This is a genomic window from Ensifer sp. ENS02 (genome assembly GCF_014851885.1).
Lineage (GTDB): Bacteria > Pseudomonadota > Alphaproteobacteria > Rhizobiales > Rhizobiaceae > Ensifer > Ensifer adhaerens.
Map to the genome: position 1 here is coordinate 114,786 of NZ_JACVAO010000001.1, position 22,829 is coordinate 137,614.

Sequence of the window (22,829 nt, forward strand, 5' to 3'; positions counted from 1 at the left end):
TCGTGGCCTTCACGCTGTCGCTCAACACCAATCCGCTGGTCAACCGCTTCGCCGAGCCTGACGACCTGATCGACACGATCGCCGAGAAGATCCGCATCGGCTACGTCCAGCTCACCCACGAGTTCGTCAATCCCGGCTGGCCGGCGGCAACGATCGCCAAGACCGTCAGGCAGTTTCGTCGGGCGCTCGACCGTACCGGGGTGAAGATCACCTCCGGCATGACCGGCCCCTATGGTCGGCTCAATCATTTCGGCCATCCGGACCCGGATGTCAGGCGCTACTATGTCGACTGGTTCAAGACCTTCGCCGATATCTCCGCCGAACTTGGCGCCTCGGGCATGGGCACGCAGTTCGCGATCTTCACGCTTCGCGATTACGACGACCCGTCGCGGCGCGAGGCGATGATGCGGATCGCCATCGATTGCTGGCGCGAAGTTGCCGAGCACGGCAAGGCGGCGGGGCTCTCCTATGTCTTCTGGGAGCCGATGTCGGTCGGGCGCGAGTTCGGCCACACGATCGAGGAATGCCGTGCGCTCGACCGGCGGCTCGCCGAAGCCCATTTGCCGATCCCGATGAAGATGATGGTCGATATCGACCACGGCGACGTCACCTCCGACAACCCCAACGACATCGATCCCTATGCCTGGGCGGCGGCGTTCCCTGCGCGCTCGCCGATCATCCACATCAAGCAATCCTCGATGAACAAGGGCGGTCATTGGCCGTTCACCGCCGCCTATAACCGCGACGGCCGCATCACGCCGGAGAAGCTGATCGGCGCGGTCAAGGCCGGTGGCGGCACCGACAACGAGATCTGCCTGGAGCTTTCCTTCCGCGAACGCGAGCCGACGGACCACAACGTCGTCGAGATGATCCGGGAGTCGGTCGAATTCTGGGAGCCACATATCGATACGGGCTTCAATCGCACAGAAAAATCACACTGAAAGATCACAAAATCACGTTAGATAAATTGAAATATCACAAATAGGTGTTATCTTCTCACGGTGAGCGTGGTCGAGGCTGCGCGGGATCGGGACCGAGATGATGAAGCCGGAAGACAGGCGACAGGCGATCATGGATGTGCTGATGGAGGCCGGAACGGCCTCCGTCGAAGACCTCTCCTTGCGCTTCGGCGTCAGCAAGATGACAGTGCATCGCGACCTCGACGACCTCGAGCAAGCGGGCCTCTTGCGCAAGGTCCATGGCGGCGCCTCGATCCAGTCGAGCCCGCAATTCGAAAGCGATTTCCGCTACCGCGAAAAGATCGCCATCTCCGAAAAGCGGCGGATCGCCGAACATGCGGCGAGCCTGATCGAGCCGGGGCAGAGCATCCTCATCGACGACAGTTCGACCACCGGCGCGATCGCCGATTGCATCCGCGACATCCGGCCGCTGACGGTCATCACCAACAATCTCGGCGTGATCACCAGCCTCTCAGGTGCTGCGGGCATCAACGTCATCGCGCTCGGCGGCCAATACAACAAGAAGTTCAACGGCTTCTTCGGCATCGTCACCGACGAGGCGCTGCGGTCGCTGCGCGTCGATATCGCCTTTCTCTCGAGTTCTGCCATCGAAGGCACCACGGCCTTCCACCAGGACCAGGAGGTGGTGCAGGCCAAGCGCCTGATGGTGAAGGCGGCCAAGCGCAAATACCTCTTAGTAGACCACGACAAATTCGGGCGCTCTGCGCTCCATTTCCTGACCGGGCTCGATTCCTTCGACGCGGTGCTGACCGGCGCTGAAGTTTCGGCCGTACATGCCGCACCGCTCGAAGAGGCAGGCATCCGGCTGGTCAGGATCGACAATCTCAAGGAGAAAGCATGAGCAAGTCAGGCCTTTGGGTCGGCACCAGCTGGAAGATGAACAAGACGCTTGCCGAGGCGATGGTCTTTGCCGACGGCCTGGCGGCTGCCGACGCATCACGGGACGAGCGGATCCAGCGCTTTGTCATTCCGCCGTTCACGGCGGTGCGTGAGGTCAAGGCGCGACTTTCCGGCACCAGCGTCAAGGTCGGCGCGCAGAACATGCATTGGGACGATGCCGGCGCCTGGACCGGCGAGGTGTCGCCGCCGATGCTTGCGGATTGCAACCTCGATGTGGTCGAGCTCGGCCACAGCGAGCGGCGCGAGCATTTCGGCGAGACCGACCGCACCGTCGGCCTGAAGACGGCAGCCGCCGTGCGCCATGGTCTGGTGCCGCTGATCTGCATCGGCGAGACGCTTTCCGAGCGCGAAGCGGGCGAGGCCGATCAGGTGCTGAAGCGCCAGGTCGAAGGCGCGCTGGCACTTCTCGAAGGCGCGGCGAAGAAGGCGACGATCCTGCTGGCCTACGAGCCGGTCTGGGCGATCGGCGTCAACGGCATTCCGGCGACGGCTGACTATGCCGACGAGCGCCACAAGCGCATCGCAGAGGTGGCGGAAGCCGCCCTCGGCCGTCGCGTGCCGGTGCTCTACGGCGGCAGCGTCAACCCCGGCAATTGCGAAGAACTGATCACCCAGGCGCATATCGACGGCCTCTTCATCGGCCGCTCCGCCTGGGACGTCACTGGCTATCTCGACATTCTGCAGCGTGTCGCCAAGGCGATCTGAGCCCCGGCCGTTGCAGCTCAAGAAGAACGAAAGGAACAATCATGAAGATTGCAATCGGAGCCGACAGCGCCGGCAAGCCCCTGCTGGATGTCATAGCCGCCCATCTCGGTGGCCGCAGCGACGTGGAAGTCGTGGATCTCAGCCAGTCCGGCTTCTATGCGGACCTCGCACAGAACCTGGCGCAGCAGGTTGTCGAGGGCAAGCATGACCGCGGCATCCTGTTCTGCGGTACCGGCATCGGTGTATGCATCTCGGCCAACAAGGTGCCGGGCATCCGCGCGGCGCTGACGCACGACACCTATTCGGCCGAGCGGGCCGCCAAGTCGAACAACGCCCAGATCATCACCATGGGCGCCCGCGTCATCGGTCCGGAGCTGGCAAAGTCGATCGTCGACACCTGGCTCGCGTCCGAGTTCGACCCGAACGGCTCTTCGGCCGGCAATGTCGAGGCGATCAATCGCCTGGATGCTGCAAGAGCCGGTTGAGGAAAGGGGCGGCGGCTTACCGTCTGCATCCGGTTCCCGGTTCAACGCCTACCTTATCTCGCGATGCCGTTGATCCTCCCTCAGGCATCGTGACGACACGCCCGGCAGCGATGCCGGGCGTTTTCATGTCCGGTCTCCCGCTTCGCCTTGACGAGGCTTCTGCAAATATTTGAATATTCTTGCGGATCGTCAATTGAAGGGCGTCGCCGCATGAGTGAAACCACCCCGACCGAGCCGCATCAAAGCGCGCACCACCATGTGGCGCGCATGAGCGGCCGCGACACGCATGAACATCACAGGACGGCGACGACGCTCGAACTCTTGTTCGACCTGACCTTCGTCATCGCCTTCAGCCTCGCCGCTTCGCAGCTTGCTCATTTCCTGGCCGAAGGGCACTTCTTTTCCGGCCTCTTCGGCTTCGCGCTTGCGACCTTCTCCATCTGCTGGGCCTGGATCAATTTCAGCTGGTTTGCCTCCGCCTACGACACGGACGACTGGGTCTTCCGCATCGTCACCATGGTGCAGATGGTCGGCGTGCTGATCCTTGCGATCGGCCTGCCGCCGATGTTCGAGTCGATCGACAAGGGTGAGCATCTCGACAACGGCATCATGGTGCTCGGCTATGTCGTCATGCGGGTGGCAATGCTCTTCCAATGGCTGCGCGCCAGCCGGCAGGACCCGGCCCGACGGGATGCCTGCATGGCCTATGTCAAAGCAATCAGCCTCGCCCAGCTCGGCTGGGTCGTTCTGATCTTCTTCGATTTCTCGCTGCTGGTGACCTTCGTCATGGTCGTGGGGCTGACGGCGATCGAGATGCTCGGCCCCTATGTCGCCGAGATGCGCTACGGCGGAACGCCCTGGCATGCCCATCACATCGCCGAGCGCTACGGGCTGCTCGCGATCATTGCGCTTGGGGAAGGGGTGGTCGGCACGGTCGCCTCAATCTCCGCCGTGGTCGAAGGGCAGGGCTGGAACCTCGATGTCGCGCTCGTCTGCCTCGCCGGTACGGGGCTCACCTTCGGCATGTGGTGGATCTATTTTCTGCTGCCGAGCGCCGAGATCCTGCACCGGCACCGTCAAAAACGCTCCTTCGTCTGGGGCTACGGCCACATGCCGATCTTCGCCTCGATCGTCGCGACTGGCGCCGGCCTGCATGTGGCGGCCTATTACATCGAGCACAAGGCGCATATCGGCTCGGTCGCAACGGTGCTGACCGTTGCGGTGCCCGTCGCGTGCTACATCGGGCTGCTCTATGCGATGTACGTCTATCTTGTGCAGCAGGTGGAGCGGTTGCATCTCTGGCTGCTCGCGGGCACGGCAGTGGTGCTGGCCGCGTCAGTGGTCGCGGCCATGGCCGGGCTCGACATGGCCAAGTGCCTGATCATCCTGATGCTCGCGCCCGTCGTCACTATCGTCGGCTACGAGGTGGCGGGGCACCGGCACCGCGTGGCGGCACTGGATCGCAGCCTGCGCAAGAACGAGGGTGCGCATTGATTTTGCGAGCCGAAACAGTGCGTTGCCGGCTCAAGCTGGTGAGCCGATTCAGGTGGTTCAGAGGTTGATTCAAGTGGAGCGTTCGGCGCTGTTCGCCCCTGCCGCTGCCCCCTCACGCTAACCTTCTCCCCGCAGGCGGGGAGAGGGAACGAGAACGCGAGCTGCCTCGGAATTTGTGATGGACCCGGGTGGAAGGCCGTTCTCGGTAGCCCCGGGGACAGAGTTTGCGCGACAAGGGTGCCGCTTGTGTCCTTCTCCCCGCCCGCGGGGAGAAGGTGGCCGGCAGGCCGGATGAGGGGCATTCCCCTCACCGGGCGGATGAGGGGCAAGCCTTCACCGGGCGGATGAGGGGCGAGCCAACCTCAACCGCATTTCGCCGATCAGGCGTTGACCAGCGCCAGCTTGGCGCGGGCGTCGAGGATCTGGGCGCAGGCGTTGGCCGCCTCCGTACCCTTGGTAACGAAGTGCTCGCGGAAGAAGGCGATCAGCGGTTCGCTTTCCTGGAAATTGTGCGGCGTCAGTACGGCGGAAAGCACCGGCACATTGGTGTCGAGTTGCACGCGCATCATGCCGTCGAGCACGGTGCCGGCGACGAAATCGTGGCGGTAGATGCCGCCGTCGACGACGAAGGCGGTGCCGAGGATCGCGGCATAGCGGCCGGTCTTGGCCAGCGTCTGCGCATGCAGCGGGATCTCGAGCGCGCCGGGCACGTCGAAGATCTCGACGTCGGCTGCCGAGCCGCCAAGCTTCGTCCATTGCGTGACGAAGGCATCGACGCAGCGGTCGACGATATCGGCATGCCAGCGGGCACGAACGATCGCGATCTTGGCGGCGGGGTGGGAAAGAATGGTCATGGTCTCAAGCCTTTCAGGGTTTGGCGTTTCCAATGATCCCGTCGGGCGAACATGCATGCGCGCGAGGTCCCGTCGCGGGGGCCCACGTTGCTGCTTGCTCTCTTCCATCCGGACTGTGACCGTCGGCTCCGGAATCTGACCGGATCTGCTGACCCCCAGGGTGAAACCCTGAGGCGCTCGCGGGCTTCGGCCTTTCGGCCGCTACCGCCGGTGGGGAATTTCACCCCGCCCTGAGAACAACGCGACTATATAGCGCGACCGCGCGCGGTCAAACGCACGGTGCGACGAAAATGCCGGAAATCACGACAGATTTTTCCAGTGTTTGGAGCCATCGGAAGAAATCGTTCCGATGGCTTTCGATCCGCTTACTCGCGGATGACCAAGAGGTCCTTGGCGGCAAAGCGCAGCGTGACGTTGTCGCCGGAAACGGGCGGGGCCACACCCGGATTGTTGAACATGTCGAAGGAGATGACGTCGCCGCCGACGCGAAGGCGCGTGCGGATGACCGAGCCGAGGAAGCTCGTCGAGACGACCTCGCCCGCAAGCGACGTGTCGCCCGTGGCGCCCTCGGCGATCGAGCCCGCTTCGGGACGAAGCGCCAGCGAAATGCTGTCGCCGCCCTTCATGCCGGCAATCGGATCCTTCAGCGCGATCTGCTGGTTGCCGATCGTGACGGCACCCGCGGCCGGGTCCGCGACCTTGCCTTCGATGATGCTGAGCGTGCCGACGAAGGAGGCGACGAAACGCGTTGACGGCGTGTTGTAGATCTCGAAGGGGGTGCCGATCTGGTCGGCGCGGCCGGCATTCATGACGACGATGCGATCGGAGATCGACAGCGCTTCTTCCTGGTCATGGGTCACGAACACGGTGGTGATGCCGAGCTGTTGCTGGATCTGCCGGATTTCCTCGCGCAGCGACACGCGGATCTTGGCGTCGAGCGCCGACAGCGGCTCGTCGAGCAGCAGCACCTGCGGCTTGACCGCAATGGCGCGGGCAAGCGCAACGCGCTGCTGCTGGCCGCCGGAGAGCTGGTAGGGGAAGCGGTCCGCCAGGTGCTCGAGCTTGATCAGCCCGAGCATCTGCTTCACCCTCGCGTCGATCTCCGACTTGTCTGTACCTGCAACCTTGAGGCCGAAGGCGACGTTGTCATGCACGTTCATGTTGGGAAACAGCGCATAGGCCTGGAACACCATGCCGATGTTGCGCTGGTTGGGCTTCAGCGAGTTCTGGTCGCGGCCGTTGATGACGATCTTGCCGCTGGTAGGGCTTTCGAAGCCGGCGATCATGCGCAGGACCGTGGTCTTGCCGCAGCCCGATGGCCCGAGGAACGAGACGAACTCGCCCTTTTCGATGTCCATGTTGAAATCGTGCACGACGTGAACCGGGCCGAAGGACTTCTTGATGCTGGTGAGTGACAGGAAACTCATGGGTGCGGTCCTCAGGCCTTAGGAGGCGCGCTTTTTTGAAAGCGCGAGACGAGCTGGATGAGGCCGAGGCAGCCCCAGGTGATGCCGAATGCAATGACGGCGAGTGCGGCCGGTTCATAGGCGCGGTTGGCGCCCAGGAGCTGCATGTAGGGGCCGAAAGCCGGGCGGTTGAGCAAGGCAGCCATGGTGAACTCGCCGATGACGATGGCAAAGGTCAGGAAGGCGCCCGAGAGCACGGCGACGAGCACGTTCGGCAGAATGATCTTGGCAAGGATCGTCGTCCATCCGGCGCCGAGGCTTTGGGCGGCCTCGGTCAAGGTGGCGACGTCGATGGTGCGAAGGCCGGTGTCGACCGCGCGGTACATGTAGGGTAGCGCAAGCGTCGCATAGCCGAACATCAGGAGGATGTTGGTGCCGGTGAGCGAGCCCGTCAACGGCAGCCAGCTCGAGGTGTTGTAAAGCCGGATGTAGCCGAAGACGATGACGATCGCTGGGATGACCAGCGGCAGCAGCGTGATGAACTCGATGACGGGGCGCAGCCGCGGCAGCTTGAGGCGGACCCAATAGGCTGTCGGCACGACGAGCAGAACACCGAAGAGGATGGTGAACAAGGCCTGCAGCACCGAATAGGTGAAGGTCTCCTGGAAGCGCGGGTCGGCGAAGACCTTCTGGTAAGCGTCGAAGGAGTATTCGCCGCGGCGCATCTTCAAGGAGAAGTTGGTCATGCCGATGAGCGGCAGGGTGAAATAGAGGAGGCCGAAAACGAGGGCTCCCCAGGCCCAGATCTTCTTCATTTCAGCCACCTTTCGCTGCGGCTGCGCAGCCAGATGTAGATCGCGTTGGCGATACCGGTGACGACGATCATGCCGAAGGCGAGCGCGTAACCGAGATGCGGGTTGCCGAGCACGTCGCCGCGGATCTGGGCAAAGAGCAGGATCGGCACGATCGAGAGCGACGAGCCGGTGAGTGCGATCGCGGTCGCAACGGCGCCGAAGGCATTGGCGAACAGCAGCGCCAGCGTGCCGAGCAGCGACGGAAGCAGGATCGGGAAGGCGACCATGCGCCAGTATTGCAGGCCGGTGGCGCCGAGGATCTCGGCGGCCTCGCGCCATTCACGCTTCAGGCCGTCGAGTGCCGGCGTGATGATCAGGATCATCAGCGGGATCTGGAAGAACAGATAGGTGACCGTCAGCCCCCAGAAGGACAGCAGGTTGAAGCCGAGCATCCGGAGGTCGAGCCCGAAGTTCGAGCGCAGGAAGACAGTGACGATGCCGACAGGTCCAAGCGTCGCGAGAAAGGCAAAGGCGAGCGGCACGCCGGCGAAGTTGGAGGCGACGCCGGAGAAGGTCAGGAGCGGTCCGCGGATCCCCTTCGGCAAGCCGCCGAAGACGATGGCGGACGCCATGGCAAAGCCAATCAGGCAGCCGAGAAGCGCCGAGGCGATGCTGATCTTGATGGAGATCCAGTAGGCAGCCAGGATCGAGGGCGTGAACAGGCCGCGGATGTTGTCGAGCGTGAAGCTGCCATCGGGCGTCTGAAACGCGCCGACCACGATCTTCATCGTCGGCAAAAGCAGGAACAGCGTCACGAAGGCGGCAAAGGGAAGAATGCCCAGCCAGTGAAGCGGTAGGCGACGCGCCGGCGGGCTGGCGTCGGGTTTAGCAGATGACATTCCGTTCGCGCCCCTGAAGCCGCGTTTTCCACGCGGGCGTTATCGATTGTTGCAAGCAAGAAGCGGGAAACCGACGAAGCCGCGCACGGCTCCCAGATCTCGCTCCAAGGACTTGAATTTCTTACGAATAACCTATGCGCCCCGACCGGAAAACCGGTCGGGGCGACATGTCTGTGGAAAGGCTTACTGAACGTTCGCGCCGACGACGGAATCCCAGCCGCCGGTGACGGCAGCCTTGTTGGCGTCGACTTCTTCGAGCGTCGGGAAGTAGGCCTTCTCGTAAGCGGCTGCCGGCGGCAGGGCGTCGATCAGCTCCTGCGGAACCTTGCCGGCCTTGACCATGGCGTTGAAGCGGGTCGGGTGGCAGAAGCCCTTGAGCCAGCCGAGCTGACCTTCGTCGGAGTAGAGGTGCTCCATCCACAGCTTCGCTGCGTTCGGGTGCGGCGCGTAGGCGGAGATGCCCTGAACGTAGACGCCGGCGAGAACGCCGCTGGCCGGAACGACGACTTCGGTCGGCGGGTTGCCGTTGAGCGTCTTTGCCCAGCCGAGCGCGTTGTAGTCCCAGGCAACGACGATCGGGGTCGAGCCCTGGGCGAGCGTGCCCGACTTGCCGATAACCGGAACGAAGTTGCCGGCCTTGTTCAGTTCGGCGAAGTAGCCGAGACCAGCTTCACCGGCTTCCTTGCCGGACTTTGCACCCTTGGCGAGGCCAGCGGCGAGAACGCCGAGGATCGCCTGGTTCGAGGCGCGCGGGTCACCGGCGAGAGCAACCTGGCCGGCATATTCCGGCTTCAGCAGATCAGCCCAGTCCTTCGGTGCGTTCTGGACGAGGTCCTTGTTCACGAGGAAGGACATGACGCCGTAGTAGTCGCCGTACCAGTAGCCTTCGGCGTCCTTGACGCTGTCCGGGATCTCGTCCCAGGTGGAGACCTTGTAGGGCTGCAGCAGCCCTTCGGCCTTCATCTGCGGGCCGAAGGCGAGACCGACGTCGACGACGTCAGGAGCCTGCGGGCCCTTGTTGTCCTTGTTGGCCTTGACGGCTTCGACTTCGTCGGCCGAGCCTGCGTCCGGGTTCAGTTCGTTGACCTGGATTTCCGGATACTTGGCCTTGAAGGAGGCGATGACGTCGCCGTAGCCGCACCAGTCGTGGGGCAGGGCGACGGTCGTCAGCATGCCTTCCTTCTTGGCGGCTTCGATGAGCTCGGCGCTCGGTTCGGCAGCGGCGATTGCCGTCGTCGCCAGGAAAATGGCGGTGGAGAGCGAAAGCAGGCGTTGGGTTTTTGAAATCACTGGAGTTCTCCTTATGGGTTTAGTCAAATTCGTGGGGTTTCAGTCGATTTCGGCGAAGCTGTTAAAGAGATGCGATGAAAGTAATGTGACAGGGGTTTATCCGTTCGCGCCGCGTATGTCGTTGGAAGAACATTTCTTTTTTGGCTTCGGCGGGCCACTGTCGCATAACTGCATGAAATCCTGTGAACGTGTCGGCGAATTCTCCTAGACCGGTTTGCGAAAGATGCGGGTGGAATCGAACAGGCCCTCGAGCGTCTTCATCCGATCCCGGGTTTCGTCCCAGTTCGAACTCTGAACGGCCTCGATCAGGGCCTCGATCAAGAACAGGATGACGACGGAGCTGTCCCAGGCGGACGGCACCTCGATCTGCGAGCGAAACACCCTTGAGGCGGACTTGGCGACCGGCGAACTCCAGCGATCGGTAAAAAGGATGATCTCGACACCCCGCTCGCGGGCGGATTTGGCGAGCGTCACCATCTCCTGCTCGTAGCGGCGAATGTCGAAGAGAATCAGCACGTCGCCCTGGCGCATGTCGAGCACGTAGTGCGGCCAGGCGCTGGCATTGGTGGCGATTTCGGTGACCCCCGGCCGAATGACCTGAAGGTGGGTGAAGAGATAATCGGCGAGCGAGCGGGTGATGCGGCCGCCGAGCAGATAGATGCTGCGCTTGCGGTCGGCGATCAGCGCGGCCGCCTCGTCGAATTCCTGCGGCTCGATCTGGGTCAGCGTCTCGCGCAGATTGCTGGTGATCGCGTCGGCAAAGCGGTTGAGCGTGTGGGTGCCGGGTGCATTGGCAGCCCAGCGGTCGTGCTTGGTGATCGGATTGGAAATCGTCGCTTCCAATTCCTGATGCAGCCTTGCCTGGAAATCCGGAAAACCGCGGAAACCGAGCTTCTGCACCATGCGGGCGACCGTCGGTGTCGAAACGCCGGCGTTCTCGGCAACCGTGGTGATCGAACCGAGTCCCGAAACGGGATAATTGTCGAGAAGCGTCTCTGCCAATTGCTTCTCCGCGCGGGTCAGCACGGTGAAGTGGGCGTTGATCACATCCGACACGGTGGTGGACGTCGCCTTGCTGCTCAAATTGTCTCCCCTGAACCGATCTTAAGCCGGTTTGTGACAGATTAAACATCGCTGTCACAATTGGAGTCAATCGCAATTTTGAAGAGATCGTTTCAGATTTTGATTGACATGCGTCATCCTCTGAAGAATTCTTTTCATTAACGAACGTCTAACGGGGCAAGAGGGGATGCCGGTGTTGACGCGACTTTTGACCGAAGCAGATGGCGATCCGGTTGCGATCGAGAACGCCGCAGGCAAGGGCGATATTGTGCTCGTCTGCGAGCATGCCTCGCGCCTCGTTCCCGAACGCCTGGGCACGCTTGGCCTCAGCGAACAGGCGCTCGAAAGTCATATTGCCTGGGACCCGGGTGCGCTTGCGGTTGCCAAGCTGCTCGCAACAAAGCTCGACGGGTCCCTGATCTACCAGCGCTTCTCCCGCCTTGCCTATGACTGCAACCGCCCGCCGGAAGCGGACGCGGCGATGCCTGCTGTCAGCGAGGTCTACGAGATCCCGGGAAACCGGACGATGTCGGCCGACGAGCGCCAGGCGCGGGTCGACGAGATCTATCGGCCGTTCCACGATGCCGTCGCCCGGTTTGTATCCGATCGCAAGGCCGCGGGACGCCCGCCTGTTCTCGTGACGATGCACAGTTTCACGCCCGTCTATTTCGGCAAGCCGCGCGCCGTCGAAGTCGGCGTGCTTCACGATGCCGACAGCCGGCTGGCCGACCATATGCTCGCGACCGCCACCAAGGGGCAGGTTGCCTACGACATCCGGCGCAACGAGCCCTATGGGCCGGCCGACGGCGTTACCCATAGCCTGATCGAATATGGCGTCCACAACGGACTGCCGAATGTGATGATCGAGATCCGCAACGATCTCATTCGCAATGACATCGGCCAAAGGGTCATGGCCGATTACCTGGAAGGGCTGCTGCGCAAAGGTGCTGCGGCTGTTTCAGCACAATAAAAGACCCTGGGGAGCGGCGTTGCCGCGGTCCTGTTCCGGCCAGCCGGGGCAGGTGGTTGATGGGACCCTGCCGCAATGGGGCGGTGTGGTCTGAAGAAATCAGGGGAAGAAAAATGTCGGACTACAGTGATTCAGACAAAAAGCAGGACATGAGCGTCCTGCACTCGATGGGCTATGCCCAGGAGCTCGAGCGGCGCATGAGCCAGTTCTCGAACTTCGCGGTGTCGTTCTCGATCATCTGCATTCTTTCGGGCGGCATCAACTCGCTCGCCCAGGCGACCGCCGGCGCGGGGGGCGCCGCGATCGGCATCGGTTGGCCGCTTGGCTGCTTCATCTCCTTGGTTTTCGCCGTTGCCATGGCACAGATCAGCTCGGCCTATCCGACGGCGGGTGGCCTCTATCACTGGGGTTCGATCCTCGGCAACCGCTTCACCGGCTGGCTGACAGCATGGTTCAACCTGCTCGGTCTCGTCACCGTTCTCGGTGCGATCAACGTCGGCACCTATTATTTCTTCATGGGTTCCTTCGGCACGCCCTATTTCGGCCTCGCCGATACGACTCTGACGCGCATCGTCTTCCTCGCCATCATCACCGGCGGGCAGGCGCTGGTAAACCACATGGGCATCGGGCTGACAGCCAAGCTCACCGACTTTTCGGGCTACCTGATCTTCGCGACGTCGATCCTGCTGGCGCTCGTGTGCCTCGTCGCAGCCGACAGCTACGACATCGCCCGTCTCTTCACCTTCTCCAACTATTCCGGTGAAGCCGGCGGCAACGTGTGGCCCCAGACCTCGGGCACCTGGGTGTTCCTGCTCGGCCTGCTCCTGCCGATCTACACGATCACCGGCTATGACGCTTCGGCGCACACCTCCGAAGAGACGGTCAAAGCCGCCCATTCGGTGCCGCGTGGCATGGTCTCGTCGGTGCTCTGGTCGGCGCTTTTCGGCTATATCATGCTGTGCTCGTTCGTGCTGATGATCCCGAACATGGACGAAGCCGCCAAGCAGGGCTGGAACGTGTTCTTCTGGGCAATGGATGCGCAGGTGCACCCCATCATCAAGGACATCCTCTATCTCGCCATCCTCGTCAGCCAGTGGCTGTGCGGCCTGGCAACGGTGACCTCGGTGTCGCGCATGATCTTCGCGTTTTCGCGTGACGGCGGCCTGCCGGCCTCCAAGGCGCTTGCCAAGGTGAGCCCGACCTACCGCACGCCGGTTGCCGCGATCTGGATCGGCTCGATCCTGTCGGTCCTGTTCGTCTGGGGCTCGTCGCTGGTCTCGATCGGCGAGACGCCGGTCTACACCATCGTCGTTTCGTGCACGGTCATCTTCCTGTTCTTCTCCTTCGCGATCCCGATCACCCTCGGCCTCTTCGCCTGGGGAACCTCGAAGTGGGACAAGATGGGTCCGTGGAACCTCGGTGAGAGCATGTTCAAGCTGTTCGCGGTGCTCTCGATCATCGCCATGGTGCTGATCTTCATCCTCGGCGTGCAGCCGCCGAACGACTGGGCGCTCTACATCACCGTGGGCTTCCTGGTGCTGACCGGCGCTGTCTGGTTCGGCTTCGAGAGCCGCCGCTTCCGCGGCCCGCCGATCGGTGACGAAGTGGCACGCCGTCAGGCAGAGATCGCCGCTGCAGAGAAGGCCGTCGGCCAGATCTGATCAACGACAAAAGGGCGGAAGCGCGACCGCGACTTCCGCCTTTTCTTTGGGGCCGGACGAAATCGAAAACAATGTGCGCGGCTTCCGGCCCGCACTCCGCGCCAGACAATTCGAGCTGATCACGTTCACGCGGCCAAAAAATATCGTGACCTCAAGGGAACGGCCGCGTGACAAAACATGGGATGGAAGTTGATGAGCTATACGTTTGACGAGTTGAAGGAAGACGTCGCCGCCGGCCGCATCGATACGGTGCTCGCCTGCCAGGTCGACATGCAAGGCCGGCTGATGGGCAAGCGCTTCCACGCGCAGTTCTTCGTCGATGGCGCCTGGAAGGAAACGCATAGCTGCAACTACCTGCTGGCGACCGACATGGAGATGGAGACCGTTCCCGGCTACAAGGCGACAAGCTGGGAAAAAGGCTACGGCGACTATACGATGAAGCCGGACCTTTCGACGCTTCGCCGCATCCCCTGGCTCGAAGGCACGGCGCTGGTTCTCTGCGACATGCTCGACCATCACACCCATGAGGAAGTGCCGCATTCGCCGCGGGCGATCCTGAAGAAGCAGGTGGCGCGTCTCGAGAAGATGGGCCTCAAGGCCTATATGGCGAGCGAGCTCGAATTCTTCCTCTTCGACCAGTCCTATGACGACGCCCGCCAGTCCGGCTATCGCGATCTGCAGCTCGTCAGCGGCTACAACGAGGACTACCACATCTTCCAGACGACCAAGGAAGAGGACGTGATGCGGGCGATCCGCAATGGTCTCCAGGGCGCAGACATTCCGGTCGAGAATTCCAAGGGTGAGGCGTCGGCCGGCCAGGAAGAGATCAACGTACGCTATGCCGACGCGCTGACGATGGCCGACCGGCATGCGATCATCAAGAACGGTTGCAAGGAAATCGCCTGGTCGCGCGGCAAGGCCATCACCTTCCTCGCAAAGTGGAACTATGCGGCCGCCGGTTCGTCCTCGCATATCCACCAGTCGCTCTGGAGCGCGGACGGCAAGTCGTCGAAGTTCTACGACGAGAGCGGCAAATACGGCATGTCCGAGATGATGCGCCATTACGTGGCCGGGCTTCTGACCCATGCGAGCGAGATCACCTATTTCCTCGCCCCCTACATCAACTCCTACAAGCGCTTCATGGCCGGTACCTTCGCGCCGACCAAGGCGGTCTGGAGCAAGGACAATCGCACGGCCGGCTACCGTCTCTGCGGCGAAGACACCAAGGCGATCCGTATCGAATGCCGCGTCGGCGGCTCCGATCTCAATCCCTATCTCGCTTTCGCCGCTTTAATCGCGGCGGGCATTTCCGGTATCGAAAACAAGATGGAACTGGAGGCGCCCTTTGTCGGCGACGCCTATGGCGGCAAGGACGTGCGCGAGATCCCGCGCACGCTTCGCGATGCGACGGCCGCGCTGACGGAATCGAAGATGCTGCGCGCCGCCTTCGGCGACGAGGTCATCGAGCACTATGCGCGGGCGGGGCGCTGGGAGCAGGAAGAATATGATCGCCGCGTCACCGACTGGGAGGTCGCACGCGGTTTCGAACGGGCCTGACCCGCGACATAATCATTCACAAGGATGGCCGTTCCTGACCGGAGCGGCCATCGCATCATTCGCAATGAAAGCAGGAAGACGATCATGAGCATGATCAAGTGCATTTCGCCGGTGAACGGCGAGGTCTACGCAGAACGCCCGGCGATGCCGCTCGACATGGCAAAGCAGGTGGTTTCCCGCGCCCGCCAGGCGCAGAAGACCTGGGCGCGCCGTCCGCTCGACGAGCGCGTCAATCTGGTTCTGGCCGGTGTCGCGCGCCTCAACGAGATGGTCGACGAAGTCGTGCCGGAGCTTGCCTGGCAGATGGGCCGGCCGGTGCGCTACGGCGGCGAGTTCAAGGGATTCAACGAGCGCTCGAACTATGTCGCGACGATCGCCGCCGATGCGCTGAAGCCGCTGGTGATCGAAGAGAGCGACCGCTTCGAGCGCCGCATCGCCCGCGAGCCGCACGGTGTCGTCTTCGTCGTTGCACCTTGGAACTACCCTTACATGACCGCGATCAACACGGTCGCGCCGGCGCTGATGGCCGGCAACACGGTCATCATCAAACATGCGAGCCAGACGATCCTCGTCGGCGAGCGCATGGTGCGCGCCTTCGTCGAGGCCGGCGTTCCCGCCGACGTCTTCCAGAACATCTTCCTCGACCACGAAACAACGGCGGCGCTGATTGCGGCCAGGAGCTTCGACTTCGTCAACTTCACCGGTTCGGTCGAAGGCGGGCGTTCGATCGAACGGGCGGCGGCCGGTACCTTTACCGGTCTCGGTCTCGAACTCGGCGGCAAGGATCCGGGCTACGTCATGGACGACGCGGATCTCGACGCGGCCGTCGACACGCTGATGGACGGCGCCACCTACAATTCCGGCCAGTGCTGCTGCGGCATCGAGCGCATCTACGTGCACGAAAAGCTCTACGACGCCTTCGTCGAGAAGTCGGTCGCCTGGGTTTCCAACTACAAGCTCGGCAATCCGCTCGATCCGGAAACGACGCTGGGGCCGATGGCCAACAAGCGTTTTGCTGCCACCGTGCGCGAGCAGATCGCCGACGCCGTTGCCAAGGGCGCCAAGGCTCTGATCGACCCGAAGCTTTTCCCTGCCGACGACCGCGGCGCCTATCTCGCGCCGCAGATCCTCGTAAATGTCGACCACTCCATGGCCTTCATGCGCGAAGAGACCTTCGGCCCTGCCGTCGGCATCATGAAGGTGAAGAGCGACAGCCAGGCGATCGAGTTGATGAACGATAGCCAGTATGGCCTTACCGCATCGCTCTGGACCAGGGATGCCGAGCGTGCCGCGCGCATCGGCGCCGACATCGAGACTGGCACGGTGTTCATGAACCGCGCCGACTATCTCGACCCGGCGCTTTGCTGGACCGGCGTCAAGGAAACCGGCCGCGGCGGCTCGCTTTCGGTCATCGGCTTCCAGAACCTCACCCGTCCGAAATCCTATCATCTGAAGAAAGTCACCGCATGACCATCACCGCCAACTGGAGCTATCCGACGTCCATCAAGTTCGGTGCCGGCCGGATCAAGGAGCTTGCCGACCATTGCAAGGCGGTCGGCATGAAGAAGCCGCTGCTGATTACCGATCGGGGCCTCGCGCCGATGGCGATTACGCAAAATGCGCTCGATATCCTCGAGGCCGCCGGCCTCGGCCGCGCGATCTTTGCCGACGTCGATCCGAACCCGAACGACATCAATCTCGCCGCCGGCGTGAAGGCGTTCAAGGATGGAGGCCACGACGGCGTCGTCGCGTTCGGCGGCGGCTCTGGCCTCGACCTCGGCAAGTGCGTCGCCTTCATGGCCGGGCAGAGCCGCCCGGTCTGGGACTTCGAGGATATCGGTGACTGGTGGACGCGGGCGAGCGTCGAAGGCATTGCACCGATCATTGCCGTGCCCACCACCGCCGGCACCGGCTCTGAAGTCGGCCGCGCCAGCGTCATCACCAATTCGGCAAGCCACGTGAAAAAGGTGATCTTCCATCCGAAGTTCCTACCGGCAGTCACGATCTGCGACCCGGAACTGACGGTCGGCATGCCCAAGGTGATCACGGCGGGCACCGGCATGGACGCCTTTGCCCATTGCCTGGAAGCCTATTCCTCGCCCTTCTATCACCCGATGTCTGCGGGCATTGCGCTTGAAGGCATGCGGCTGGTGAAGGAATACCTGCCGCGCGCCTACAAGGACGGCACCGACATCGAGGCGCGCGCCAACATGATGAGTGCGGCCGCCATGGGTGCCGTCGCGTTCCAGAAGGGCCTTGGCGCCATCCACTCGCTGTCGCATCCGGTGGGCGCGATCTACAACACCCACCACGGCATGACCAATGCGGTCGTGATGCCGCCGGTGCTGCGTTTCAACCGTCCGGCGATCGAGGACAGAATAGTGCGCGCTGCCGCCTATCTCGGCATTTCCGGTGGCTTCGACGGCTTCTACGACTACGTGCTGAAGTTGCGCGAGGAACTCGGCGTTCCGGACAAGCTCGCAGCCCTCGGCGTTGGCACCGACCGGATCGACGAAATGTCGGAGATGGCGATCGTCGACCCGACGGCCGGCGGCAACCCGGTCGAGTTGACGCTCGACGCCGCGAAGAAGCTCTTCCGCGAGTGCATCTGACCAATTCCCGACGCCTTTGCCCCCAGGCGAAGGCGTCGGCCTCTCGGTTTAGTTAGCCCAAAAATACCACTTGCCATTGCGGCGGATCTGTCACCTAATCGTCATCGAACTGTCACGTTTCGGGCTCGCGGAGCGTTTTCTTTACGCTTTGTTTACCGCGGTCTGGAACGCTTGCATTAGGGTGTGCGTATGTATCGGCCCGCGAAAAGCCGGGCCTGCGTTGAGTTAGGGTCGACCGATGGCGATTGTATCCCTCGCGAATGCGAAGGGGGGAGCCGGCAAGACAACGGCAGCCTTGCTGCTTGCCTGCGAATTCGCCCGGCGCGGCGATCGCGTTGCGGTTCTTGATTGCGATCCACTCGCCTGCATGACCGACTGGTTCCGCCACGGCCGCAACGATGGCAATCTCTTCGTTCTCTCAGGTGTCGCGACAACCACGCTCAGCGATCATCTCCGGCGGCTGCGCGGTCAGGTCGAGCATGTGATCATCGATCTCTCCGGGGCGGCCGACGTGCTGGTGGCGCTGGCGATCGGTCTTTCGGACCTGACGCTGATCCCGGTGCAGGGCTGTGTGATGGATGCGCGCGGCGCCATCCAGGTGCTGGACCTGATCCGCCACATCGAGAACAACGCGCGCGCCAACATCAACCACGCGGTTCTGCTGACCCGGGTCAACCCGATCGTGACGACGCGGGCGATGCGCCGGGTCAAGCTGCTGCTTTCGGAGAACCGGATCCGGCTCGTCGATACCCCGCTGGTGGAGCGTACGGCCTTCCGCGAGCTCTTTGAGCGGGGCGACACGCTTTCCTCTCTCGACCCCGCGAAGGTCAGCAACCTTGCCAAGGCGCAGGCCAACGCCCAGGCGTTTGCGAATGACGTGCTGACCCTGCTCAGCCCGACAGGCGAGGCGGTGCGGCACGGGCCGTTCTCGTCGATGTGCTATCGATCACAGCACGTGAACGAACCGGCAGTTTTGCCGGTCTGAGGCCAGAACTCCAGCATTTTCATCACCATAGCAGTGTCGCTGGCACGCAGCCTTAAGGCCGACTGTCAGGTTTGACGTGCCGGCGTTACCGTTTCGTTAACCAAATTCTGTAAGGTTTCGTTAAGAAGCGAACCACCGGCTGTGGCCGTCCGGTTCAGCGCGATACAGGCATAGAATGGGGAATATCATGGCGGTCATCACTTTCGCCAATGCAAAGGGTGGTGCGGGCAAGACGACCGCGGCGCTGATCCTGTCGACGGAACTGGCGCGGCAGGGGCACCGGGTGGTCGTTCTCGACGCCGATCCGCAGCGCTGGATCACCAGCTGGGCGGAGGCTTCCGGCCATATCGCCAACCTCACCGTCATTTCGCACATCACGCCCGGCTCGCTCGAATGTCATATCCGCGAGGCGAAGGACGAAGCGGATTATATCGTCATCGATCTCGCGGGCGCCAAGGACCAGATCGTAGCACTTGCACTCGCCATCTCTGACCAGGTGCTGATCCCGGTGCAGGGCTGCGCCATGGATGCCAAGGGTGCGGCGCAAATTCTTGAGCTGATCCGACAGATCCAGGACCGTTCGGGCCTGCGCATCAACCATTCTGTGGTGCTCACCCGCGTCAATTCGCTGGTCACCACGCGTGCGCTGCAGACGATCAAGGCGATGCTCGCCGAGCGCGGCGTCTCGGTTCTCGACACGCCGATCGTCGAGCGCGCCGCCTATCGCGAGATCTTCGATTTTGGCGGCACGCTGCAGACGATGGATCCGAACCGCGTCAGCAATCTCGACAAGGCGCGCGAAAACGCAGCAGCCCTCGCCAAGGAAGTGCAGGCGCTGATTCCGGTCAAGACGCGCCGCTCCTGGGCTGCGCGCATGCCGTCCTGGGCTTCGCGAAACGCCGCCTGATCCTTCGCCGTTCCACCGTTTATTGCGTATCAACCGGAATTGATATTCGTCAGTTCCGGTTGAGTTGTATTTCAGGCCTCGCGAAATAGCTGTTTCGCGTAAGGCTTCCTTTACCCTGCGCTTCTATCAGTGGCCCAGGACACAGCTTGCCCCTGCGACCGACTGAACAGGGCAACCAGCCGCCATGATTGCGGCCATGATCTCAGACGCTGCAGCGCCCTAGATCCTGTCTCCATGATCCAGAAATGAGCATGCAGGGAAGTTCGCGCATGAAAACGGAACACGCCGCTGCCGGCACGCAAGACGTTGCCGGTCGTCTGAATTTCATGGCGCTCGATGACGCCGCCAAGACGAGCCTGAAGGCGCTGAAGCCGATCCTCGAGAAGGAACTTAAACCCGCGCTCGACAAGTTCTACGTCAAGGTCAAGACGACGCCCGAGACCAAGCGCTTCTTCTCCTCCGACGCTCATATCGACCGCGCCAAGGGCGCCCAGGTCGGCCACTGGGCCAATATCGTCGATGCCAATTTCAACGAGGATTACAGCGCCAAGGTTCGCACCATCGGCCTGGTGCACGCCCGCATCGGGCTCGAGCCGCGCTGGTACATCGGCGGCTATGCGCTGATCGCCGAGCATCTGATCACCGAAATCGTCAAGGCGCACTGGCCGAAGGCCGGCCTATTCTCGCGCAAGGGGACCTCGGCCGAGGACATGGGCGCGATGCTGTCGAGCCTGATCAAGGGCGTCTTCCTCGACATGGATCTGTCGATCTCCGTCTACATGGACGCCTCCGACGTCACCAAGCAACGTGCGGTGCAGGAAGAAGTGCTGGCTGCCGAACGCGCGCTGATCAGCAAGACCTTCGGCGCGGCGCTGAAGAAGATCGCCGATGGCGACTTGACGGCACGCATCGGTGCGGACCTGCCGGTTGCCTATCAGGAGCTTGGCGAAAATTTCAACCACGCGATCGGCGAGCTTGCGCGCGCCATCGGCGGAATCGAGGCCGGCGCCAGCCAGATCCACACAAGCGCCAAGGAGATTGCGGCGGCTGCCGACGATCTGGCCCGGCGCACGGAACGCCAGGCGGCCAACCTTGAAGAGACGGCCGCTGCCGTCGAGCAGGTGACGCGCACGGTCAAGCAGACGGCCGAAGGCGCCAACCAGGCGAATTCGACCGTGATTGCCGCCCGCGCCAATGCCGAACAGAGCGGCGAGATCGTCAGCCACGCGATCGAGGTGATGCAGGAGATCCAGACGTCTTCCGCCAGCATCGCGCGGATCGTCGACGTCATCGACGAGATCGCCTTCCAGACCAACCTCCTGGCGCTGAACGCCGGCATCGAAGCGGCCCGTGCCGGCGAGGCGGGTAGGGGCTTTGCGGTCGTCGCCTCCGAAGTCCGGGCGCTGGCCCAGCGTTGCGCCGAAGCGGCCAAGGACATCCAGGGCCTGATCGCCAAGTCGCGCGGCCAGGTGGACGACGGCGTCAATTCGGTCAATCAGGTGGCGCAGTCGCTGCAGCAGATCGTCGCCCAGGTTGTCGAAGTCAGCTCCGTCTTCGGCGCCATCCGCGCCAGCACCGCCGAACAGGCAACCGGCCTGCAGGAGGTCAACACCGCGATTACCCAGATGGACCAGATCACGCAGCAGAACGCCGCCATGGTCGAGCAGGCGAACGCCGCAAGCCAGGCATTGACGGGAGAGGCCGAGCACATCGCCACGCGTCTGCGGGCGTTCCGCACGTCGGGTCAGGTGCAGGTCAGCGCCGGCTCGGGTTACCGCGCAGCGGCGTAATCGCGCCTTCCGTTCGAGAGACAACGCCTCGGGTCAGGGATGATCCGAGGCGTTTTGCTTTGCTGATCGCGGCGCAGTGATGTTGGGGGCAGCTTCACCGCGCGGCCAGGGACTTTCTACGCCGGAAGCGATCGATGGGTGGCTTTCGCTCTTTGTCCCGATAGACTTAAGATGTCCGCGCGCTCTGCCCCGCCCGGACACCTGAAGTTGATCACGCCGCCCGTTGAACTAACGACCAGCCGCCTTCACCTGCGTGCAGCCCGCTCTGAACACGCAGCGTCCGTGTTTACGGAATACACCGGCAACAGCATGGCAGCACGATTTTTGCCGCGCGGCGCTCATCCCGCACAATCCAGCACCGAGGCGGTCATCCATGCGTGGGGAGAAAGCAACTGGTCGGAAGGTGACCGCTTCATCTGGAGCATCATCGACCGCAGCGACCAGCGGCCGATGGGCCTCTTCCTCATGTTTGTGGATGGGGCGGCGCGGAAATTCACTATGGCATCGGACCGGCCTATTGGGGACGGGGGCTGGCGACGGAAGCCGGTCTTGCGATTATGCATTGGGTCAAGCAGCAGTCACTCCTATCCGAGGTTCATACCATATGCGCGGCAGCACATGAGAGCAGCTGCCGTGTTCTCGAAAAGATTGGCCTGGTGCGTGGCCAGTTCCTGCCTGACGCCTTGTTGCTGAAGGCCACCGGAGAAAGGATCGACGGTTGGTCATATCGCTGGAGACGCTCCGAGTGAGGGCAAAGGCAGCACCAGCTTGCCGCCGCAGTTCGCGGCGCGCTCACCTGGCTTGAAAGCCAAGGTCGCAGCTGAAAAACGAACCGGGTCGAATGCGGATTTCACGCCGTTAGCGCGAAGCACAGAGCCGCGCGCTGACGGGACCGGCAAGTCCGGCCACTAAGCGGGAACGTAGACCAGCCGCACCACGTCCTCGCCGATCCGATCATGAGCGATCAGGCGGAGCCGCGGGCGGGGGCCGGCGAAATAGGGGTTGCCGTGACCAAGGACGACCGGGTGCAGGTAGATCCGGTACTCGTCGATCAAGCCCAGTTCGGTGAGGCTGTGCGCGAGGACGGGGCCCGCCACCTCGATCTCGCCGTCGTGCTCGGCCTTCAGCTTGCGCACGGCGCCCGCAAGATCACCGTCGACGAGCCGGGCATTGGGGCCGACGGACGCCGAGGAGCGCGAGACGACCCATTTCGGCTGCTTCCGCCACGCGGCTGCGAAGGCCTGTCTGTCCGCATCCCATTCCGGATGCTCGTCGTCCCAGTAGCGCATGATCTCATAGATCCGGCGACCGTACAGGCTGCCCGTCTGCTGTTCGGCCTCCTTGATGAAATGGCGGAAGAGCGTGGGACTTGGCGCAAACTCCATGTGGTCGACGTAGCCGTCCAGCGACTGGTTCATTCCGAACACGAGCTTAGCCATGGCCAGTTCCTTGTCTCGAATGGCCCGTTCGCACGGGTC

At 62.8% G+C, this 22,829-nt stretch carries 21 protein-coding genes and 1 riboswitch; of the genes, 14 read left to right on the top strand and 7 right to left on the bottom strand.

Annotated elements, in window-relative coordinates; translation table 11 throughout:
- Positions 1-2: 2 nt before the first annotated feature.
- The 5 genes from IB262_RS00580 (at position 3) to IB262_RS00600 (ending at position 4,564) form a co-directional block, all read left to right on the top strand.
- Positions 3-941 carry a TIM barrel protein gene (locus IB262_RS00580; protein ID WP_112771129.1) on the top strand — a complete coding sequence of 313 codons (939 nt, stop codon included), beginning with the start codon at positions 3-5 and terminating at the stop codon, positions 939-941.
- Positions 942-1,041: 100 nt separating this feature from the next.
- Complete coding sequence (locus tag IB262_RS00585) at positions 1,042-1,821, top strand: DeoR/GlpR family DNA-binding transcription regulator (RefSeq protein WP_112974990.1); 780 nt, start codon at positions 1,042-1,044, stop codon at positions 1,819-1,821.
- Positions 1,818-2,585 (top strand): triose-phosphate isomerase, encoded by a 768-nt coding sequence (locus IB262_RS00590; RefSeq protein ID WP_060605567.1) that lies wholly within the window; start codon positions 1,818-1,820, stop codon positions 2,583-2,585. The genes IB262_RS00585 and IB262_RS00590 overlap by 4 nt, the downstream gene beginning before the upstream one ends.
- Positions 2,586-2,626: 41 nt before the next feature.
- Positions 2,627-3,070, top strand: coding sequence for an RpiB/LacA/LacB family sugar-phosphate isomerase (locus IB262_RS00595; RefSeq protein ID WP_034792218.1), 444 nt, complete (start codon positions 2,627-2,629; stop codon positions 3,068-3,070).
- 210 nt (positions 3,071-3,280) lie between these two features.
- Positions 3,281-4,564, top strand: coding sequence for a low temperature requirement protein A (locus IB262_RS00600; RefSeq protein ID WP_112974949.1), 1,284 nt, complete (start codon positions 3,281-3,283; stop codon positions 4,562-4,564).
- 380 nt (positions 4,565-4,944) lie between these two features.
- Here IB262_RS00600 and IB262_RS00605 read toward each other — a convergent pair whose 3' ends face one another.
- The 6 genes from IB262_RS00605 to IB262_RS00630 form a co-directional block, all read right to left on the bottom strand.
- Complete coding sequence (locus IB262_RS00605; protein WP_060515900.1) at positions 4,945-5,418, bottom strand: 6,7-dimethyl-8-ribityllumazine synthase; 474 nt, start codon at positions 5,416-5,418, stop codon at positions 4,945-4,947.
- 92 nt (positions 5,419-5,510) lie between these two features.
- Positions 5,511-5,660, bottom strand: a riboswitch (FMN riboswitch).
- Positions 5,661-5,783: 123 nt separating this feature from the next.
- The gene (locus tag IB262_RS00610) at positions 5,784-6,845 is read right to left on the bottom strand and encodes an ABC transporter ATP-binding protein (protein WP_034792269.1); all 1,062 of its coding nucleotides are present in this window, start codon (positions 6,843-6,845) and stop codon (positions 5,784-5,786) included.
- A gap of 11 nt (positions 6,846-6,856) precedes the next feature.
- The gene (locus IB262_RS00615; RefSeq protein WP_034792271.1) at positions 6,857-7,639 is read right to left on the bottom strand and encodes an ABC transporter permease; all 783 of its coding nucleotides are present in this window, start codon (positions 7,637-7,639) and stop codon (positions 6,857-6,859) included.
- Entirely contained in the window at positions 7,636-8,517 is an 882-nt protein-coding gene (locus tag IB262_RS00620; protein ID WP_034792273.1) for an ABC transporter permease subunit, read from the bottom strand. The genes IB262_RS00615 and IB262_RS00620 overlap by 4 nt, the downstream gene beginning before the upstream one ends.
- 183 nt (positions 8,518-8,700) lie before the next feature.
- On the bottom strand, positions 8,701-9,807 hold the full coding sequence (locus tag IB262_RS00625; protein ID WP_034792275.1) for an ABC transporter substrate-binding protein: 1,107 nt from the start codon (positions 9,805-9,807) through the stop codon (positions 8,701-8,703).
- 204 nt (positions 9,808-10,011) lie between these two features.
- On the bottom strand, positions 10,012-10,890 hold the full coding sequence (locus IB262_RS00630) for a MurR/RpiR family transcriptional regulator (protein ID WP_034792277.1): 879 nt from the start codon (positions 10,888-10,890) through the stop codon (positions 10,012-10,014).
- 175 nt (positions 10,891-11,065) lie between these two features.
- On the opposite strand from IB262_RS00630, the gene IB262_RS00635 reads away from it, so the two are divergent.
- The 9 genes from IB262_RS00635 (at position 11,066) to IB262_RS35820 (ending at position 22,100) form a co-directional block, all read left to right on the top strand.
- Positions 11,066-11,839, top strand: coding sequence for an N-formylglutamate amidohydrolase (locus IB262_RS00635; RefSeq protein WP_082566243.1), 774 nt, complete (start codon positions 11,066-11,068; stop codon positions 11,837-11,839).
- Positions 11,840-11,952: 113 nt separating this feature from the next.
- Positions 11,953-13,500, top strand: coding sequence for an amino acid permease (locus tag IB262_RS00640; protein WP_034792285.1), 1,548 nt, complete (start codon positions 11,953-11,955; stop codon positions 13,498-13,500).
- 192 nt (positions 13,501-13,692) lie between these two features.
- The gene (locus IB262_RS00645; RefSeq protein WP_034792288.1) at positions 13,693-15,057 is read left to right on the top strand and encodes a glutamine synthetase family protein; all 1,365 of its coding nucleotides are present in this window, start codon (positions 13,693-13,695) and stop codon (positions 15,055-15,057) included.
- Positions 15,058-15,141: 84 nt separating this feature from the next.
- Positions 15,142-16,527, top strand: coding sequence for an aldehyde dehydrogenase family protein (locus tag IB262_RS00650; RefSeq protein WP_192493351.1), 1,386 nt, complete (start codon positions 15,142-15,144; stop codon positions 16,525-16,527).
- Complete coding sequence (locus tag IB262_RS00655) at positions 16,524-17,669, top strand: iron-containing alcohol dehydrogenase (protein ID WP_060515901.1); 1,146 nt, start codon at positions 16,524-16,526, stop codon at positions 17,667-17,669. The genes IB262_RS00650 and IB262_RS00655 overlap by 4 nt, the downstream gene beginning before the upstream one ends.
- A gap of 238 nt (positions 17,670-17,907) precedes the next feature.
- On the top strand, positions 17,908-18,654 hold the full coding sequence (locus tag IB262_RS00660) for a ParA family protein (protein ID WP_192493352.1): 747 nt from the start codon (positions 17,908-17,910) through the stop codon (positions 18,652-18,654).
- A gap of 187 nt (positions 18,655-18,841) precedes the next feature.
- Complete coding sequence (locus tag IB262_RS00665) at positions 18,842-19,561, top strand: ParA family protein (RefSeq protein WP_112771123.1); 720 nt, start codon at positions 18,842-18,844, stop codon at positions 19,559-19,561.
- 269 nt (positions 19,562-19,830) lie between these two features.
- Positions 19,831-21,351, top strand: a complete 1,521-nt coding sequence (locus tag IB262_RS00670) for a globin-coupled sensor protein (RefSeq protein WP_060582660.1) — start codon at positions 19,831-19,833, stop codon at positions 21,349-21,351.
- A 530-nt stretch (positions 21,352-21,881) separates the two neighbouring features.
- On the top strand, positions 21,882-22,100 hold the full coding sequence (locus tag IB262_RS35820; protein ID WP_246802567.1) for a GNAT family protein: 219 nt from the start codon (positions 21,882-21,884) through the stop codon (positions 22,098-22,100).
- Between the two features lie 159 nt (positions 22,101-22,259).
- On the opposite strand, the gene IB262_RS00680 is transcribed toward IB262_RS35820, so the two are convergent.
- Positions 22,260-22,790: a dihydrofolate reductase family protein gene (locus IB262_RS00680; protein ID WP_034792349.1), complete on the bottom strand. Its 531-nt coding sequence runs from the start codon at positions 22,788-22,790 to the stop codon at positions 22,260-22,262.
- Positions 22,791-22,829 lie beyond the last annotated feature (39 nt).